A 19,134-nucleotide genomic window follows, 5' to 3' on the forward strand; every position below is an offset into this window, starting at 1 on the left:
CGGTCGCGGGCAGTCGGTACGGGGCTCAGCCGCCGCCACGGCCACGACGGCCGGGCCGTCCCGTCGGCCGCCGTACGGGCGGACGGGTGGGAGCGGGCCGGGAGGGGCTGCGAGGCATACGGACTCCGGGAGGGCCGGGGCGCGCGGGCGAGCGCGGGGCAGGCGTTCCGTGCTGGTCAGCGGCGGTCGGAGAGGGGCGGGCGGGGGCGAAGGACGGTGGCGGCGTCAGCAGCGGCGATGCGGCCGGCAAGGTCGGCGGAGCCCGTGGGAGCCGGTACTCCCGACACCGCCGCACTGACCACCGGCACCCGGGACAGCGCCGCGGGGGCCGGCCGGCGCTCCCCGAGCGGGACGACCGGCTGCGGCGCCCGCTCCCCGAGCACGATCCGGCGCACGGCGCGTTCGGCGGCGCGGCCGTCGTCCCAGGGGCAGAACCGCTCCCGGAACACCGACCGCAACTCCTCGGCGCGCGACCCGCGCCAGTGCCCGGTGGCGAAGATGTCGATCAGCTCGTCCTCGTCGCGGGCGGTCACCCCCGGCGGCACGGCGCGCAGGTCGACGTAGAGGCCGCGGGCCGCCTCGTACGCCTGCTGGTCCGCGGTGTGCAGCACGATCGGCCGGTCCAGGGCCGCGTAGTCCACCATCAGCGGCGCGTAGTCGGTGACCAGGACGTCCGAGGCCAGGCAGAGCGACGACAGGCGCGGGTACGCGGTGACGTCGACGACCCGGGGCGCGCGCGGGATCTGCGGGGCGCCCGGTCCGGCCTCGCTCCGCACCAGCACCACGAAGCGCGGGCCGAGGCGGCGCGTGACGCGCTCCAGGTCGAGGGGGAGGCGCTGGGTGCGCCGGTAGTCGCGCCGGGCGGGCGCGTAGAGGATCGCGACCGAGTCCGCCGGGACGCCGAGCAGTTCCCGCAGCCGGGTCACGTCCGCCGCCGTCGCCCGGTGGAAGACGTCGGTACGGGGCTGGCCGCACTCCACCACCGTGTAGTCGCCGGGGTGGACGCGCTGCCAGGTCAGGGTGGAGTGGCGGTTGGCGGACAGCACGTAGTCCCAGCGGTCGACGTCCCGCAGCAGCGCCGCGAAGTCGGTGTCGCGGGCGGCGGCCGGGCGCTCCTGGAGATCCAGGCCCTCGTGGCCCAGCGGAGTACCGGCCTGCGTCTGCACCAGCACCTGCCCCCGGCGCTTGACCAGCCGCGGGTCGAAGGGGGTGTCGTGCACCAGGTACTTGGCCCGGGCCAGCTCGGTGAGGTGCCGGGCGCTGCCCGGGGAGAGGCGGCGCGGACCGGGCGGCACCGTGTGGTGCAGCGCGGGGGCGGCCAGCCACGCCGTGCGGAGGTGCGGGACGACCGAGCGGAACGCCTCCTCCAGCGCCCCCGGGTTGCCGCCGTAGCCGCCGTATTCCTGCCCGGCGCGAGCGGCGAACAGCGCGCGGTCGGCGCGCAGCGGCAGCAGGCGCTGGGTGCGGTAGTGCAGGCGCAGTACGCCGGAGCGCACGGCGCGCAGGGTCCTGGTGGTGAGCTTGAGCGCGCGGCGGCCGCCGGCCGCGGCCAGTCGCAGCGTCCGGTAGGTGCGGTGCAGGCCGAGGCGGAGCAGCCCGTGCCGGAGCCGGACGGGCAGCGGGGCGCGGGCGCCCGGGACCCGGTAGCGGCGCAGGTGGGCGCGGGCCCGGCGCAGGAACTCGGCGCGCGAGCCGCGTGGCAGGCGCTCGGGCCGGGCGAACACCACCGCCAGATGGTCGGCCATCCGGCGGAACAGCACCGGCCGCCAGCGCGCCAGCTCCGGGTCGCTGTCCAGGAACGCGAAGACCCGGTCGTACTGGGCGAAGACATCGAGGTGGCGTTCGCTGGACGTGCCGAGGATGGAGCCCCGGCGGCGCTGGCGGTAGTGCACGCAGACCAGGTCCAGGGTGGCGATGGACTCGGCTCGCAGCAGTACCGGATACGTCCACGGGGTGTCCTCGTACAGGCCCGGCGGGAAGGTGAAGCCGGCCCGTTCGACGAACTCCCGGCGGCAGGTCTTGTTCCAGGCGACCATCAACAGGTTCAGCAGGCCGGGGCGATCGGTCAGCGTGAACGGGGCCGGGCCGTCCTCGGTGAGGCGGGCGGCGGCCTGGTTGCGGACGGTCTCGCCGGTCCAGTACGTGCGCGCGTAGTCGTAGACCAGGACGTCCGGCTCGCCGGTCTCCTTCAGCCGGTCCGCGACGGCCCGCAGCGCGCCCGGGGTGAGGGTGTCGTCGCCGTCGAGGAAGACCAGGTAGTCGCCGGTGGCCTGGCTCATCCCGGCGTTGCGGGCCGGGCCGAGGCCCTGGTTCGCGGGCAGGTGGACCGGGCGGACGCGCGGGTCGCGGGCGGCGAACTCGTCGACGATGTCCCCGCAGGCGTCCGGCGAGGCGTCGTCGACCGCGATCAGTTCGAAGTCGGGGAACGACTGGGAGAGCACCGACTCCAGGCACGCGGGCAGGTACGCCTGGACCTGGTATGCGGGGACGATGACACTGAACCTGGGCACGGGGACATCCATGGGTCGGCGCGGGCGTTCGGCCCGGGAACGGCCAATGGAGTGACTTGGTTACGCCCGCTGCGGCATTCGGGGGACCACGGACGCACACCGGAACGGGGGCGGACCGCGACCGGCCCGCCCCCAACCCACCTACGAGACCGCCTACTTGACGGCCCCTGCCATCACCCCGGACACGAACTGTCGCTGGAACGCGAAGAACACGACCAGCGGGACCACCATCGAGATGAACGCGCCGGGCGCCAGCACGTCGACGTTGTTGCCGAACTGCCGTACCTGCGTCTGGAGCGCCACCGTGATCGGCTGGTTCCCCGAGTCGGTGAAGATCAGCGCGACCAGCATGTCGTTCCACACCCACAGGAACTGGAAGATGCCCAGGCTGGCGATGGCGGGCCCGCCCAGCGGCATCACCACCCGGGTGAACAGCCGCAGTTCGCCCGCGCCGTCGAGCCGGGCCGCCTCCAGCAGTTCGCGCGGGATCTCGGCGAAGAAGTTCCGCAGCAGGAACACCGCGAACGGCAGTCCGAAGCCGACGTGGAACAGGATCACCCCGAGCAGCGAGCCGAACAGGCCGATGTTGCCGAAGAGTTCGGCGATCGGGATCAGCGCCACCTGCACCGGCACCACCAGCAGCCCGACCACGGCCAGGAACCACCAGTCGCGCCCCGGGAACTCCATCCACGCGAACGCGTACCCGGCCAGCGAGCCGATGACGACCACCAGCACCGTCGCCGGGACCGTGATCAGCACGGTGTTGACCAGGGAGTCGGTGATGTCGCCGTTCTCCAGCAGTTTGGAGTAGGCGGAGAAGGTGAGCTGCGACGGCTCGCTGAACACGTTCCACCAGCCGTCGGCGGCCATGTCCTCGGGATCACGCAGCGAGGACAGCAACAGTCCGATCGTCGGAACCAGCCAGAACAGTCCTACGAGGATCAGGGCCACCCGCACCAGACCGCCGCTGACGCCGCCGGCGAGGCGGGAGCCCAGTGAACGGCGGGACTCGGTGACTGTACTCATCGCCTGACCTCCCGCCGCAGCCGCCGCACGTTGAACCACATCACCGGGATGACGAGAAGCAGCAGGAACACCGAGATCGCGCTCGCGATGCCCGGCTGGTCCTCGGAGAAGCCCTTGCGGTACAGCTCGAGGGCGAGCACGTTGGCGTCGTCCTGCGCGGAGCCGGGGGCGATGATGAAGACCAGGTCGAAGATCTTCAGCACGTTGATCATCAGGGTGACGGTGACGACGGCGAGCACCGGCGCCAGCATCGGCACCGTGACCCGCCGGAACACCTGCCACTCGTTGGCCCCGTCGACCCGCGCCGCCTCGAGCAGTTCCCGGGGGACACCGGCCAGCCCGGCCGCGATCAGCACCATCGCGAACCCGGCCCACATCCACACGTACGAGCCGATGATGGCCGGCGTGACCAGGGACGGGCCGAGCCAGTCCAGGCCGTTGTAGGGCTCTTTGAAGTTGTCTGCGGGCAGCCGCAGTTGGGCTCCGTCGGCCGCCGCGGGCAGCGTGAAGGTGCCGTCGTCCCCGGCCGTCGTCGAGGCCACCACCTCGCCGTCCTTCACGGCCTCGATCTTCATCCCGGCGTAACCCACCTCCGTGGGGTCGACGCCGTTGAGGGTGCCGACGCCCTTGCCGCGGGTGAAGTCCTGCCAGGTGGTGCCGGTGACCTTGCCGGACTCGGCCCGCGGCGCGACGGCCTTCGCCACCGCGTCGGGCAGTTGATCGGGTGCGACCCCGACCAGTGGCAGTACGACGATCTCACCGGCCCGGACGGGTTCCTTGGTGACGAACGCGCCGCCGCCGGCCGCTTCGAGCGGCGACTGGCGGCCCGGGTGCGCCTTCGGGAACGCCGACGCCTGGGCGAAGGTGTCGTGCACCCCGACCCACACCGCGTTGGCGACGCCCTTCTCCGGGTCCTGGTCGTACACCAGGCGGAAGATGATGCCCGCCGCGAGCATCGAGATGGCCATCGGCATGAAGACGACCAGCTTGAACGCCGTGCCCCAGCGCACCCGTTCGGTCAGGACGGCGAAGACCAGGCCGAGCGCGGTGGCGACCGCCGGCGCGAACACCACCCAGATGATGTTGTTCTTCAGCGCGGTACGGATGCCGTCGTCGGTGAACAGCGCCTCGTAGTTGTCGAACCCGGCGAAGCCGTCGCCGGACTGGTCGTAGAAGCTGCGGACCACCGAGTACCCGATCGGGTAGACCACGAGCGCGCCGAGCAGCACGAAGGCGGGCAGCAGGAACAGCACCGCCACGGCCCTGCGCGTACCGGTCACGCTCTTGCGCGACTTGGGGGCGACGGGACCCGGTGGGGTCCCCGCCGCTGCCGTCGACGCCATCGGGTCAGTCCCCGTAGGCGGCCGTCGCGTCCGCCTCCAGCTTCGCCTGGGTGCCCGCGACGTCCTTCGGGTCGCTCAGGAAGTCCTGGAGCGCCTTCCACTCGCCCTTGCCGGGCGTGCCGCCGAACGCCTGCGGCGCCTGGTCGGACATGTCGAAGCGGAAGTCGTCGCCGGCCGCGATCAGCGCCTCGGCCATCTTGCGCTGCACGTCGTTCGGGTACGCCGCCGCGTCCACGCTCTTGTTCGGCGAAAGGTACCCGCCGAGCTTCGCCTGGATGGTCGCCGCGTCCGGCGAGGCCAGGAAGGTGGCCAGGGCCTGCGCCGCCTTCGAGTCCTCCAGGATCACCGCCGCGTCGCCGCCGGAGACCACGGGCGCGCTGTCGCCCACCGCCGGGAACGGGAACACCTTGGCGTCGGTGCCCACCTCCGCCTTGGTCTGCACGATGTTGACCTGCGCGAAGTCGCCCTCGTAGACCATGCCGGCCTTGGGCTGGTCACCGCCGGTGAAGGTCTGGGTGACGGAGGCCGGGAAGTCCGTCTGCAGGGCGCCGCTCGCCACGTAGTCCTTCTTGCCCCAGATCTCGGCGAGGGTGGTCAGCGCCGCCTTCACGGACGGGTCGGTCCACTTGATCTCGTGCTGCGCGAGCTGGTCGTACTTCTCGGGTCCGGCCTGCGAGAGGTAGACGTTCTCGAACCAGTCGGTGAGGGTCCAGCCCTCGGCGCCGCCGACCGAGAACGGGGTGACCCCGGAGTCGTAGACCGTCTGCGCGGTGCTGAGCAGGTCGTCCCAGGTCTTGGGCTCGGCGGCGCCCGCGTTCTCGAAGACCTTGGCGTTGTACCAGATCAGGGACTTGTTGGCGGCCTTGTAGTAGACGCCGTACTGCTGGTCGCCGACCTTGCCGATGTCCTGCCAGCCCTGCGAGTAGTTCTCGGCCAGCTCCTTCAGCGCCTCGGCGCCCAGCGGCTTGGCCCAGCCCTTGTCGACGGCCTGCTTGATGGCTCCCGGCTGCGGGAGCATCGCGATGTCCGGCGGGGCGCCGCCCGCGATCTTCGAGCCGAGGAAGTTGATGATCGGGTCCTGGGCCGGCACGAAGGTCACCTTGGCGCCGGTGCGCTTCTCGAACTCGGCCAGCACCTGCTTGAAGTTCTTCTGCTCGGCGCCGGTCCAGACCGCGGCGACCTCCAGGCTCTCGCCGTCCAGCTTGGGGAGGGTGACGGTGGCGGCCGTCTCCTTGCCGCTGCCGTCCGCGCCGTCCCCGCCGCTGTCGTCGTCGCCCCCGCACGCGCTGAGCGAGAGGACGAGGGCACCCGCGGCGACGGCCGCGGCGGCTCGTACGGTTCTGCGGGCCGGTGTCCCGGCCCATGCCCCGGTCCATGTCCCGGCCCATGCCCCGGTCCATGCCCCGGCCCGGGTCCGGGTCCGGGTGGTGCCGGTGGTGCCTGTGGTGCCTGTGGTGCTGCTCCTGCGCATCACTGCCCCGTTCTTCGTTCCTCGTCGAACGCCGTGCGCTGTCCCGTGCGCTCTGGTGTACGCCAGGGGGGTGAGGGCGGCAAGAGCGCGTCCCTTGTCAAGTGGGGGATCGTGACCGCGTCGTGACTCTGGGGAGCGGGTCGCGCGGCCGAGACGGCCCGATCGCTGGTCAGCTTGGCGGGCTCGTTGCGTTCCGGTGTTCCATTCCCTCGAAGAAGAGGTATCCGTGCGAGGCGATTGCGAACTCGGCGGCCGCGACCAGCTTTCGCACCGTGCTGTTCTGTTTCTCAGGAGGCAGCGCGCGTAGTTCGGCCACGAATCGCGCGAGTTGGATTTCGTTGAACATGGTGTCGCCGTACCGGTTCACCGCACGTAGCATGCTGTCTTCAGACGACGCCTCGCACAGGGCCAAGAAGGTCTCCTTCCGGTCCTCATGGGTCTTGGCCATGCGGGCGTGGATCTGGTCTTCCACGTAAATGACGAGAGGCATACGGCGCTCATCTTTCTGGGTGCTGTCAGGTGCCCGGGCAGGAGCGGGCGGGAGTGCCGCCCGCTCCCGCTCCTTCAGGGTGTCAATCCCCTGTGACGTACAAATATCCGCGGTACGAGGCCGCTTGTTGTGCCATCTCCATGACCCGGCGGATCACCTGCGTCCGGTGGGTCTCCGGAAGAGAGCTCAGCTCAGCAGCCAGGCGCTGGCATTGCAGTTCGTTGAACATCGTGTCGCCGATCGTCTGCACGCCGTGCAGGACGCTGCTCTCGGGAGCCTGCCGGCACAGCAGAAGAAAGCTGCCCTCGAAGTCGTCTCCGATTGTGTCGGATACACGCTCGTGCCGGCTGTTCTGCAGATGGATCTCCAAAACATCCCCCTTCAGTCATTGGATCGGCTTCTCGACCGGATACATGGTGCGGACGCTTCCCCATTTGTCCTGTGACAACAGGAACCATGAGGTGGGCTTCTTGCCAGTCTGCTCGGACGTGAGGCCGATCAGCCGTCCAGCGTCAACGACCCGCTCGTAGTGACCGTCGGCGTTGGGCCCGACAGGCTTGACGTTCTCGGACAGGTAGACCAATTCGTCGAGGTCCACGTCGGCGTCGAACACGCCCTTCTGCCAGGTGACCAGTGACCCACCTTCCACGTGCTTACTGCGAACGTAGTCTTCCCCGACGTCATCGAGCAGCGGAGGCATGCACATGTCGGCATCGCCGGCGCCGGCCGTGCTCCGTGCGGACGCTGTCTTGCCGACAACGGCGCAGTTCTTCCGCAGTGCTTCCCTGATCTTGGCTGCGACACCGGAGATGACACCCTCGCCGAGCGGCAGAGCCTTCAGGCCCTTCCAGGCGTCGACAAAGCCGATGCCCGTTCGTACGGAGGCGTCGACAGCTGTGACGGCGTTCGCGATGGGCCTCAGAATCTTGCCCGCGAACAAGGTCGCGACGTCCACGGCCGCCCAGGCACATCCGCTCCAACTGCCGCTTGCGCCCCCCGGTACCACCTTCTGGGCGCACTTGATCCAGCTGCCGAAGAGGATGTCGATCGGGTCGACGCCCTCCTGGTACTCGGCGATCGTGATGGTGTGCTCAACTTCAGCGGAGAGTTCGTCGGTTGGGTATTCGCCCAGAAACGCCGTCGCGCTGGACGGACATGTGGCCAATGAGGCGTTCAGGTCCTGGGCGGTGCACAGGTACAAGTCCACGGCTGCCTTGAACTTGATCTCCGCAGTGATGGTGCAGTCACCGTCGTAGAAGAGCTGGTCGAACCAGCCGTCACAGCCGTCGGTCTTCTTGACGACCTGCGGGTCGCCGGTCTTCTCGATGTGGTCGACGACGTAAAACATGCCGCCGATGGAGACGCCGGACTCGTCGACGACCGTGCCGGTCTCGATCTGCTGCGCGTTCTGCGCCTTCTCCGCCGCGTCGGCCGCCTGCTGGGCGGAGTCGGCGTACACCTGGGCGTCCTTGGCGGCCTCCTCGGCCGCCGCGGCTTCGGCGGCGGCGTGGTCGGCAGCCTCCCGGGCGTCTTCTGCGGCTTCTTCCGCCTCGGCCGCCGCGGCACGGGCTGCCTCGGCGTCGAGCGCGGCCGCGTCGGCGGAGGCACGGGCGTCGGTGGCGTAGCCCTCGGCGCGTCCGGCTGCCGCGTCGGCCGCGGCCGCGTCCTCGGTGGCCTGCCGGTCGTACTCGATGGTGCGGGCGAGGGACTGTGCCGCCTGCGAGGCGTACGAGGCCGCCTCGGCTGCGTAACCGAGTGCTTGCTGGGCGGACTTGCGGGCGTCGGCGGCGTACCCGGCGGCCTCGGCGGCCAGGGTGTACGCGGCCTTGGCATCCCCGGTGGCCGCGTTCGCCACGCTCTGGGCCTGGGCCGCTGCCTCCGCGGCGTTCTTGGCGTGGGCTTCGGCGACGGCCAGTTGCTGTTCGGCGATCGTCTTGGAGGACTGCCCGGTCAGTACCGCGAGCCCGGCGGCCGAGTCGGTGGTGATGTAGGGCGAGCCGAGCTGGATGGCGTCGTTGGCCGGGTCGGCGACCTGGGCCGCCGCGTTGCCGGCATCGGCGGCTGCCTGCGCGGTGGTGTAGGCATGCCCGGCAGCCTCGTTGGAACCTTTGATCGCGGTGGCCGCCTCGGCCTTGGCGGCGTCCGCCTGCGCTTTCGCGTCGGTGGCGTGCCGCTCGGCCTCGTCGGCGAGCTTCACCGCCGTGCGAGCTGCCGTGGCCGCCACCTTGGAGGCCGCGATGGCGTCCGCCGCGGCGCTGGTAGCGGTGCGCACCGCAGCGTCGGCCTTCAGTTTCGCGGCCTGCGCTTCGTCGGCGTCGGCGCGGGCGCGGGTGGCGGCGGCTTCGGCGCGGGTGGCCGCGGCGTCGGCGTCGGCTGCCGCCTGGGTCGCCTTGTCCGCTTCCGAGCGGGCGGAAGCGGCTGCCGCTTCCGCGTCATCGGCTGCGGCGTCGGCGGCGTCGGCCGCCTGCCGGGCTTCCTGGGCGTTGTCCTCCGATTCCGAGGCCTGTGCGTAGGCCTCCTTGGCGTCGGCCTTGGCGCGGGCCGCGTCGGCCTTCTGTTCGGCGTCCCAGGCGTCGTCGCGCAGTTCCTTGGCCTTGTCGCGTGAGGCTTCGGCGCCCTCGCGTTTCTCCGTCGCGGTGGCGTCGGCGGCCTCGGCCCGCTTCTTGGCGTCCTGAGCCTGGGAGTTGTACTCCTCCGCGTTGGCCCGGTGCTCGGCGGCCTCGGCCTGTTTCTGCGCGGCGGTTTCCTTCTCCGCCTTGGCGGTGGCCGCTTCCTTCTCCGCGTCCAGCCGCTTGGCGTGCGCGTCGGCCGCGGCGGCCTTGGCGTCGGCCTCGGCGTCCTCGGTCTCGGCCAGCTTGGCCTTGGCCGTGTCCCGGGCCTTCTTGGCGATCTCCGCCTGCGCGGCAGCCCCCTCGGCCGCGGCCTTGGCCTGTTCCTTGGCGGCCTCGGCGGCGGCGGTACGGAACGCGGCCTGCGACTCCGCCGCTTGCGTCACCGCACGGGCCGCGATGGTCGCGCTGTCCGCCGCCGAGGCGTTGGTGGCCGCCAACGCGGTTTCACCGGTCTTGACCATCGCGTTCAGCGCGGCCGCCGACGCCTTGGTGACCTGTGCCTTCTGCTGCCCGACCAGCAGCGCCCGGCCCCGGGGTGCACCGGCCTGGTCGGCGATGCTGTATGCCGCCTGCAAGGCTGCGTCGGTCTTGGCCGCCGCGGCGCTCGCGGCCTGGGCCTGATTGCGGATGGACGCGAGCTGCGCCGTCGCCGTGACCCTGGCCTTTGCCAGGCCCACGGTTGCCTTGAAGAACTGATCCCGCGTCGGGTAGTCAAGGTCGTCGGTGCCGTTATGACCGTCGGGCACCAGGTCAAACTTCTGCGGGTCGGTGTCGTTGCACGTCCACATCCAGGCGTCCTGGCTGTTGGCGTACGTGTGCATGTCCAGGCACTTGCCGGTGCCCTTGTTCTTCAACGTGGTCGTGGCATGGGTGGTGTACTCCCACTGCTGCGCGCCGCTCTGGTTGCACGTCCACTGCTGAACGACGGTTCCGTTGGCAGTGCCGGAGTTCTTCACGTCCAGGCACTTGAAGGAGTAGGCGTTGACTAGAGTGTCGTTGACGACCATCCAGCTCTGGCCAGGGCTGCCGTTGCAGGTGTACATCTGCACGACGGCGCCGTCGGCCAGCGCGTTGTTGGTCGCTTCCAGGCACTTGTCGGACGCGGCGTGGATGTGCACGATCATCGGGCTGTCGCCGATCCAGCCGGGGCCGCCTTCCGACCAGTAGTCCTGCCAACGGGTGAGATGGTCGGCGACCCAGGACTGGCCCAGCATCTCCCCCAGCGCCTTCGCGCCCGCCGCCAGCGCCTTTGTGGCCTCCCGGTTGGCGTCGACGATCTCATTGCGCTGACCGGCCTGCGCGGTGATCTCCTGCTGCCACTCCGCGGAGGCGGTGGCCACCTCCTGGCCCAGCACCTTGGCCGGGTCGACCGGGTTGGTCCAGGTACGGGCCGCGAAGCGGGTCTTCAGGTCCTCGACCGCGATCCGGAACTCCGGGGTGTCCGGGGCCGGGGCGGTACCGGGGAATCCGCCGGCGGACAGGAACATGCGGGCGTCGTCCGCGCGCAGGCCGCTGAAGAACATGGCATCGAAGGCATGCTCCTGCTCGATGGCCAGCGCCCACTCGTCCTGCGACATCGATGGGTCGTAGTCGGGGTCCCCGTAGAGCGGGGTGCCTAGGTCCGCGACCGTCTTGACGGTCGCCTCGTCGGCCTCGGCGGAGGGGTCCTCGTAAAGGTCGTCCTCCGACCTCCACCACTGCTCCCCGAGCCACTTCGAGTAGCCGACCTGCCCGAAGTAGGTCGGACCGTCGTCGGACACACCAGGGGGCCAGTAGAAGTCGACGGAACTCTTGAATCCGCCGGGCTCGGACAGGCCGGACAGCGCGTCCCTCCATGCGTCCACCCGGGGATCCAGTGTCGCCATCTCCTGGTCGATCAACTCCCGGTCCTTGACGAACGCGGCAGCGAGCGGAGTGTCCTTCCAATACTCACGGTCCGCCGTGACACGGAGTTGCTCGGGGCTCTGGTTCAGACCGGCCTGCGCGAGACTGCTCGTCTCGGAACCGCCGACCCGCAACGCGTCCGACATCAGGCACTGGTCCTGCCGCAACTGCTCGGCGGCCTCGGCGTCGAAACCGTCGTAGCTGTCGGCGACCGGGCTGCTGCCGGGCAGTTGACCCGCAGCCGGGGACTCGGGTCCGAGGAGACCGGCGAGCACCGCGCCGACGGCCAGCAGCGGTATGAGAGAGCCGGACGTGAAGCGCCTGGCAAGGGAGCGGACGCGCTGCGACGATCTGCCGGACGGGCCGTCGGGCGATCTGTAGGGGCGTCTGAAACGCACGGGAGAATACTTCTGCCGCTAACGGAAGCGGCCGGGGTGGGCCCCGCTCGGATACGGACAGCCGCTTGCCGACGCTCACCGAGGCACGCCCTGACGGCGCGTCCTTCGGCACGGCGAAGCCCCCTCCCCCCGCGACGGCTCCCCTGCCGCCCTTCAGCCGCGCACCGGCATGGTGGTTGGTCCGGCCGGGCATGGCGGCCCATTCACGCACAGCCCAAGATCGGCCCACAAGATCTTCGACACGGCTTGACCAGAAACGTAGCCATCAGCCACCCGTGAGAAATGTGTGAGCAACCCGTGAGTCACCTGTGGCGAGGTGGCGGGGTGTGGTGTCGCGGGGCGGGCTGGAGTGGCCGAAAATGTGTCAGCTACACGAATACTCGGCGCGCGTCCTGGCCCGCCCGGCACCGCCTACAACAGCGACGGCACCTCCGCCGCCGCCACCTCCCGGGCCGCCCGCTCCAGTGCGCTGGCCAGCAGGGCCAAGTCGGTGGGGCCGTTGCCCAGTTCGCGGATCGGGCGGCGGGTCGGGGGGTCGCCCATGCGGGGCCACTCCAGGGGGACGACGGTGGGGCGCAGGGTCGCGGTGCGGGGGATGCGGCCCGTCACCCGGCCGCCCTGGAAGGCGACGGTACGGCCGTCCGCGGTGGTCAGGCGGCCGCGGCCGGGGGCCGGTTCGTCCGGGCCCGGTACGGGCGGGTCCAGGACCGCCCGGAGAGTGGCCCGGCGGGCCGGTTCGGTCTGGGCGGTACGGGCGTCCGGGCCGGTCGTGGCCACCAAGTGGACGCCGAGCCGCTCGCCCTCGCGCGCGACCGCCTCAAGCGCCCGCATCACCGACCCGGCGGCGGGCCGGCCGGGCGACCCCAGCGGGGGCGTGACCAGCGCGTCCAGGTCGTCGACGACCACCACCAGGCGGGGCAGCGGCGGCGCGGCCCCCGCCGGCCGCCGGGATGCCGCCGGGCGCAGCCGGATCGTCGTACTGGGCGGGGTGTCGAGGTCGGCGGCGCCCCCGCCCGGCGCGCTCCGGGACACCGGCGTGCGCTGCGCGACCATCCGGCCCGACACCTCCCGGCCGGTGTGCCACTCGGTGAAGTGGGACCGGCCGAGCAGCTCGGCGCGCCGCTTCAGCTCGGCGCTCAGCGACTGGGCGAACTCCCGCATCCGTATCGGGTCGTTGGCGGTGAGGTGGGTGGTGACGTGCGGAACGTCCGTGCAGACCTTCAGGCCCTCACCGGGCGCCGTGCCGTGGCCGCCGTCCGGGCCGGTGCCGTCCCGGCCGTCCATCAGGACGATGCCCAGCCGGTCGGGGCGCTCGGCGGAGGCCAGCGAGGCGACCAGCGCGCGCAGCAGTTCGGTGCGGCCGCTGCCCGGCGGGCCCTCGATCAGCAGATGCGGTCCCTCGGCGGCGAGGTCCACGCCGACCGGGCCGCGTGGGCCGGCGCCCAGCACGCCGTGCGCCCGGCCGCCGAGCGCCTGGGTGTCGTCGGCCGCGTCGGCCCAGCGGGCCATCAGGGACGCCGGGGTGGCGCGGGCCAGCCCCAACTCGTCCAGCAGGCGAGCGGCCTGGGGCAGTGGTGCGGACACCCGCGCGTGCCGTTCGCCCGAACCGCCCTCGGGGCGCAGCGGGGCCAGGGCGCGCGCGAACCGCTCCGCCCAGGGGCGGGACACCGCGTCCACGGTGGCCAGGGTGCCGTGCCCGACCGGGCCGGCCGGGGCGGCGCCCGCCGGGGCGACGCGCAGCAGCCGCAGGGTCGTCGCCACGTCCCCGCTGAGCAGCGCCACGGCGCCGCAGTGCCGGAACACCGGCGACGCCGCGCAGGCCGCCTCGTACGTCTCCGTCACCGGGGAGGCGGGGGAGGCGGCCGGGGTCTCGGCGAGGGCCACGACGTGGATGCCGGCGCGCGGGCCCTCCAGGGCCAGCCGGCCGACCGCCTCGCGCAGGCCGGCGCCCGGCAGGTCGCCGTCCACGACCAGCACCGTGTACGGGCCGGGGAAGCCGGGGGCCGGGCGGTCGCCGCCGTCGTCCGCGTGGGCCCAGGAGGGGAGCCGGTCCGGGGCCGTCGCGGGCGCGGGGCGGGCGCCGGTTCGGCTGTCCGTCAGGTGGTCCTCCAGACGGCGCAGCAGCTCCTGGGCGCGAGCCGCGGCCTGGTCGTGGTCGTGCGCGAGCAGGAGCCGGCAGTCCTGGCCGTGGCCCGGCCGCAGCTGGGGCAGCCAGCCCAGCCAGGACCACTCCGCGGCGCGGTGCGCCACCGGACGCGCCCGGTCCGCGCTGATCAGGACGATCTCCAGCGCGTCGGGCGAGTGCAGCGCGGCGAGCTGGGCCAGCACCGCGCGGGCCAGTCCGGCCAGCCGCTCGCGCGGTCCGGCCAGACCGAGCGCGCCGGCCTCGCGCAGCCCGGCGGTCACCGGAACCGCGGGCAGCGGGGCCGCGCCGCCCGGGGCCACCCGGTCGGCCGTGCCGAGCCGCACGGTGAGCGCCTCCGGGTGCCCCGGCCCGCGCTCCCACAGCCTGGGGCCCGGGCCCAGCGCCGTCAGCAGCAGCGCGGCGGGGTCCGGCCAGGTCTCCGGGGCGGTGACGGGGGAGGAGGAGGCGAGTGACGGGGAGGTGGCGGGGTGGGCCGGCCGCCGCTCGTCGTGCGGTCCCGTGCCGGGCGCCGCCGGTTCGCCGCGGCCGCCGGTCAGCCGCCGGGCCCAGGCGCCGAGCCCGCCGCGCCGCCGTACGTCCCGCGGTACGTCGGTGCCGCGCAGCGGCGTGCCCTTGCGGCCGCCGGCGCCGCGCTCGCCGCCGCCGAAACCGGCGTCGGGGGGACCGACGCCCGAGCGTCCCCCGTGCGTGACACCGGAACCGGGGCCGGAACCGGGGTCGGCCGCCGGTGCGGCGGGCGCGTCGCTCTCGATGCGCGGGGCGCGGCCCTGCTCCGGGACCAGCGGCTCGGCGGCACGGTGTCCGGGCGCCGCCCGGTGTCCCGGGGCACCGGGATGCAGCGTGCCGTGGGTGTAGCCGGTGGGCCGGTCCGGCGTATCCGCCCGGCCTGCGCCGCCGTGCGGGTTCGCCCGGCCGGCGTCCCCACGCGTCTCCGCGCGCGTGTCCGTCCCGCCTGCACCGCCGCGCGTATCGGCCCCGCCCGCACCGCCGCGCGTATCCGCCGTGTCGCCCCCGCGCGTGTCCACCGTGTCGGCGACTCGCGCGTGCGCCGCGAGATCCGTGTCGGCGACCCCCGCGTGCGCCCCCCGGTCCGCGTCGGCAGCGACGCCGCTCGATGCGGCGAGTGTGCCGGGGGACGTGCCGACGGACGAGCCGGGGGACGTGCCGACGGACGAGCCGGGGGACGTGCCGACGGACGCGCCGACGGACGCGCCGGGGGACGCGCCGACGGACGCGCCGGGGGACGCGCCGACGGACGCGCCGGGAGACGTGCCGCCGGACGTCCCGCGCCCGCTCCCAGCGGTCCCGCCCGGCACCCGTACCCGCACATACCCCTCCCCGTCGGGTGCCGTCTCCACCCGGGCCGCGGCGGCCGGCGCGGGCGCCAGCCGCAGGGCCGACTCGCCGATCCGCAGCAGCGCCCCCGCCGGGAAGCGCACCGCGCGCTCGCCCACGCGGGTGCCGTCCAGGGTGGTGCCGTTGGTGGAGCCGAGGTCGGCCACCGAGACCCGGCCGTCGGCCGCGACGGTCACCGCGCAGTGCGCCCGGGAGACGTCCGGGTCGTCGAGCGCCACGTCGGCGGCGGCGGAGCGGCCGATCTCGATCCGGCCGCCGTGCAACAGGTGCACGCCGCCCGCGTCGGGCCCCGCGACCACATGGAGCTGGGTCGGCGCGTCGGACGACTCGGGATGCGGCTCGGGGTCGCCGGGGGCGCCGAGGAACAGCACCGCGCCGTCGATCAGCGGCGGCTCGCCCAGGGTGCAGCGCTGGGCGTCCAGCCGCCGCTCACCCGCGTACAGCACCACGGCACCGGAACCGGCGCCGTCCCCGCCCGGCAGCGCCGCGGCCAGCGCCTGTGCCACCGTGGCGAGCGCGGTGCCGGCGGGGGCCGTGACCAGCACGTCGCAGCGCGCGGAGCGGCCGGGCACCGTGGGGGAGGACGGGCCCAGCGGGTCTACGACGGTCAGCCGGATCTGCATCGCCGTCAGCGGTCCCTTCTGCGCGGGCGCCCGCGCAGAAGACGGGGACGAAGCCGCCCCGCGGTCCCCCACCACGGATGTCACCACGGACTTCCCCCACCCGCCGCACGCGCACGTCGGCCAGTACTGCACGCATCCTCGCACCTGCCACTGACAACGCGCCCGTACCCCGCTGTCAAATGATCTTGATTGGTCGGCTCTGCCCGCAAAAATGCCTGACCAGTACGGTCCGGATGATCGTTTGAATGCCGCTTGAGATCGGTCACGTCCGGGTCCGGCAACCGCGGGACCGGGTGCCGCGTCTTTCCCTCGAACATGTTCAGGAAGCGGAAGGCGCGCGGCACTACAGTGGTGCGGAACAGCCAGCAAGCAGCAGGGAGCGCATGACGTGCGGCCGGTAGGCAGCAAGTACCTCCTGGAGGAGCCGCTCGGACGCGGTGCCACCGGCACCGTCTGGCGAGCCAGTCAAAGGGAGACCGCGGGCGCCGAGGCGGCCGTGCCCGGACAGCCCGGCGAGACCGTCGCGATCAAGGTCCTCAAGGAGGAGCTGGCGAACGACGCCGACGTCGTGATGCGCTTCCTGCGGGAGCGCTCCGTCCTGCTCCGGCTCACCCACCCCAACATCGTCCGGGTCCGCGACCTGGTCGTCGAGGGCGATCTGCTGGCCCTGGTCATGGACCTGGTCGACGGCCCCGACCTGCACCGCTATCTGCGCGAGAACGGCCCCTTCAGCCCCGTCGCCGCGGCCCTGCTCACCGCCCAGATCGCCGACGCGCTCGCCGCCAGCCACGCCGACGGCGTCGTCCACCGCGACCTGAAACCGGCCAACGTGCTGCTCAAGCAGGACGACGGCCGGCTGCACCCGATGCTGACCGACTTCGGCATCGCCCGCCTCGCCGACTCGCCCGGCCTGACCCGTACCCACGAGTTCGTCGGCACGCCCGCCTACGTCGCGCCGGAGTCCGCCGAGGGCCGCCCGCAGACCTCCGCCGTCGACATCTACGGCGCCGGTATCCTGCTGTACGAGCTGGTCACCGGCCGTCCGCCGTTCTCCGGCGGCTCCGCGCTTGAGGTCCTGCACCAGCACCTGAGCGCCGAGCCGCGCCGCCCCTCCACCGTTCCCGACCCGCTGTGGACGGTCATCGAGCGCTGCCTGCGCAAGAACCCCGACGAACGCCCCAGCGCCGAGAACCTGGCGCGCGGCCTGCGGGTCGTCGCCGAGGGCATCGGGGTGCACGCGAACTCCGCGCAGATCGGCGCGGCCGAGGGGGTCGGCGCGCTCCTCGTACCCGACCCGGCGCCCGCGCCGGTCCCGGGCACGCCCGGCGCCGCCGACCCGACGCAGGTGCTCCCGCACAACCCCGCCGGCGGCTACGACCCCAACGGCGCCTACGACCCCAACGCCGCCACCAGCGTCCTGCCGCACACCGGCGGACCGGCCGGCGCCGCCGACCCCACCGCCGTACTCCCGCACACCGGCGGCCCCGGCGGCGCGGCCGACCCGACCGCCGTCATGCCGCCCGTACCGCCGGGCCAGCCGAGTCAGCCGGGCCAGGGCGGTCCGGACGACCCGCACCCCTGGCAGAACCAGCTGCGCGCCGCCCGCGACCGCAACGAGCAGACGCAGGTGCAGTACCTCGACCCCAACGAGGACCCGCTGCGCCGCCGCCCGCAGCGCCAGGTCGCCCGTCCCCAGCAGGAACCCCGCCGCCCGCAGCCCCCGCAGGGCTACGGCGGTCCGCAGCAGCGACAGCCGCAGCGGTACGCCACCCCCCAGCCGCAGCAGCCCCCGCAGCCCCAGCCGCAGCGGTACACCCCGCCGCCCGCGCCCGAGCCGCAGCGCCCCCGGCGCGAGCCCCGGCAGCGCAGTGCCAACCCGATGCGCATCCCCGGCCTCGGCTGCCTCAAGGGCTGCCTGGTCACGATCGTCGTGCTGTTCGTGGCCGGCTGGCTGATCTGGGAACTGAGCCCGCTCCAGGACTGGATCGGCACCGGCAAGGGGTACTGGGAGCAGCTCAGCGACTGGGTCGGCACCGCCACCGACTGGATCAGCGACCTCGGCTCCGGCTCCGGCACCAACTGACCGGAACGGCGGGTTCGCCGAGTTCGTAGACTTGTCGACATCCAGCGGGTGATTTCCGCCTCGGAGGTGAAGGCCGGCTGCACGGACGCGTAGCTTTACTCGCAACACGCGTCGGTAGGAGCAGTCTTGGCACGGAAGATCGGCAGCCGGTACACCGCCCACCAGATCCTCGGTCGGGGCAGCGCCGGCACGGTGTGGCTGGGCGAGGGCCCCGAGGGACCCGTCGCGATCAAGCTGCTGCGCGAGGACCTCGCGTCCGACCAGGAGCTGGTCGGCCGCTTCGTGCAGGAGCGCACCGCGCTGCTCGGCCTGGAGCACCCGCACGTCGTCTCCGTCCGCGACCTCGTGGTCGACGGCAACGACCTGGCGCTGGTCATGGACCTGGTCCGCGGCACCGACCTGCGCACCCGCCTTGACCGCGAGCGCCGGTTGCCGCCCGAGGCCGCGGTGGCGATCACCGCCGACGTCGCCGACGGACTGGCCGCCGCGCACGCCGCCGGGGTCGTGCACCGCGACGTCAAGCCGGAGAACGTCCTGCTCGACATGCAGGGCCCGCTCGGCCCCGGCGGCTCGCACCGCGCGCTGCTCACCGACTTCGGGGTGGCCAAGCTCATCGACACCCCGCGCCGCACCCGCGCCACGAAGATCATCGGCACTCCGGACTACCTGGCCCCCGAGATCGTCGAGGGACTGCCGCCACGCGCCTCCGTGGACATCTACGCGCTGGCCACCGTGCTGTACGAGCTGCTGGCCGGGTTCACGCCGTTCGGCGGCGGCCACCCCGGCGCCGTACTGCGCCGGCACGTCACCGAGACCGTCGTCCCGCTGCCCGGTATCCCCGACGAGCTGTGGCAACTGCTCGTGCAGTGCCTGGCCAAGGCACCCGCCTCCCGGCTGCGCGCCTCCGAGCTGGGCGCCCGGCTGCGCGAGCTGCTGCCGATGCTGGCCGGCATGCCCCCGCTGGACGTGGACGAGTCCGGCGGCGACCAGCCGGAGGACGCGGACGACACCGACCGGGAGCCGTCCGCCGGGACCGGGACCGGGCGGGACGGCGACGAGGTGCGGCGGCGCGGCGCGGTGCCGCTGGTGCCCGGCGCCAAGCCCGCCGACTCCAACCGGGACACCCACACCTCCATGCGGGTGCCCGCCCCCGACGAGCTGGCCGGCCCGGCCCACGGCACCGCCCGCGCCC

10 protein-coding genes are annotated in these 19,134 nt (G+C 73.1%); 2 read left to right on the forward strand and 8 right to left on the reverse strand.

The window, feature by feature from the left end:
• Positions 1-176: 176 nt before the first annotated feature.
• The 8 genes from ACTT8P_RS28395 to ACTT8P_RS28430 all read right to left on the reverse strand — a co-directional run bounded on the left by ACTT8P_RS28395 (position 177) and on the right by ACTT8P_RS28430 (position 15,859).
• Positions 177-2,510 (reverse strand): bifunctional glycosyltransferase/CDP-glycerol:glycerophosphate glycerophosphotransferase, encoded by a 2,334-nt coding sequence (locus ACTT8P_RS28395; protein WP_442834612.1) that lies wholly within the window; start codon positions 2,508-2,510, stop codon positions 177-179.
• Between the two features lie 153 nt (positions 2,511-2,663).
• A complete protein-coding gene (locus ACTT8P_RS28400) occupies positions 2,664-3,536 on the reverse strand; it encodes a carbohydrate ABC transporter permease (protein ID WP_442834613.1) in 873 nt (290 codons plus the stop codon).
• Positions 3,533-4,879, reverse strand: coding sequence for a carbohydrate ABC transporter permease (locus ACTT8P_RS28405; protein WP_442834614.1), 1,347 nt, complete (start codon positions 4,877-4,879; stop codon positions 3,533-3,535). Before ACTT8P_RS28405 ends, ACTT8P_RS28400 begins: the two co-directional genes overlap by 4 nt.
• A gap of 4 nt (positions 4,880-4,883) precedes the next feature.
• On the reverse strand, positions 4,884-6,350 hold the full coding sequence (locus tag ACTT8P_RS28410) for an ABC transporter substrate-binding protein (protein ID WP_442834615.1): 1,467 nt from the start codon (positions 6,348-6,350) through the stop codon (positions 4,884-4,886).
• A 169-nt stretch (positions 6,351-6,519) separates the two neighbouring features.
• Positions 6,520-6,822, reverse strand: coding sequence for a hypothetical protein (locus ACTT8P_RS28415; protein WP_442834616.1), 303 nt, complete (start codon positions 6,820-6,822; stop codon positions 6,520-6,522).
• Positions 6,823-6,922: 100 nt separating this feature from the next.
• Positions 6,923-7,210 carry a hypothetical protein gene (locus ACTT8P_RS28420; RefSeq protein ID WP_442834617.1) on the reverse strand — a complete coding sequence of 96 codons (288 nt, stop codon included), beginning with the start codon at positions 7,208-7,210 and terminating at the stop codon, positions 6,923-6,925.
• A gap of 15 nt (positions 7,211-7,225) precedes the next feature.
• Positions 7,226-11,029: an RICIN domain-containing protein gene (locus ACTT8P_RS28425; RefSeq protein ID WP_442834618.1), complete on the reverse strand. Its 3,804-nt coding sequence runs from the start codon at positions 11,027-11,029 to the stop codon at positions 7,226-7,228.
• Between the two features lie 1,116 nt (positions 11,030-12,145).
• Positions 12,146-15,859 (reverse strand): FHA domain-containing protein, encoded by a 3,714-nt coding sequence (locus tag ACTT8P_RS28430; protein ID WP_442834619.1) that lies wholly within the window; start codon positions 15,857-15,859, stop codon positions 12,146-12,148.
• Positions 15,860-16,247: 388 nt separating this feature from the next.
• On the opposite strand from ACTT8P_RS28430, the gene ACTT8P_RS28435 reads away from it, so the two are divergent.
• Both ACTT8P_RS28435 and ACTT8P_RS28440 read left to right on the forward strand, forming a co-directional pair.
• Complete coding sequence (locus ACTT8P_RS28435; RefSeq protein WP_442834620.1) at positions 16,248-17,942, forward strand: protein kinase domain-containing protein; 1,695 nt, start codon at positions 16,248-16,250, stop codon at positions 17,940-17,942.
• Between the two features lie 126 nt (positions 17,943-18,068).
• On the forward strand, positions 18,069-19,134 hold a 1,066-nt coding region (locus ACTT8P_RS28440), incomplete at its 3' end, for a serine/threonine-protein kinase (protein ID WP_442834621.1).

Source organism: Streptomyces sp. JW3 (assembly GCF_052216785.1).
In the GTDB taxonomy this organism is placed as follows: domain Bacteria; phylum Actinomycetota; class Actinomycetes; order Streptomycetales; family Streptomycetaceae; genus Streptomyces.

Excerpts from the sequence above, each read along its gene's own strand:
- ACTT8P_RS28425 (WP_442834618.1), bottom strand. The coding sequence starts at position 11,029 with ATGTCGCAGGACGAGTGGGCGCTGGCCATCGAGCAGGAGCATGCCTTC.
- ACTT8P_RS28410 (WP_442834615.1), bottom strand. The coding sequence starts at position 6,350 with ATGCGCAGGAGCAGCACCACAGGCACCACAGGCACCACCGGCACCACC.
- ACTT8P_RS28405 (WP_442834614.1), bottom strand. The coding sequence starts at position 4,879 with ATGGCGTCGACGGCAGCGGCGGGGACCCCACCGGGTCCCGTCGCCCCC.
- ACTT8P_RS28430 (WP_442834619.1), bottom strand. The coding sequence starts at position 15,859 with ATGCAGATCCGGCTGACCGTCGTAGACCCGCTGGGCCCGTCCTCCCCC.
- ACTT8P_RS28400 (WP_442834613.1), bottom strand. The coding sequence starts at position 3,536 with ATGAGTACAGTCACCGAGTCCCGCCGTTCACTGGGCTCCCGCCTCGCC.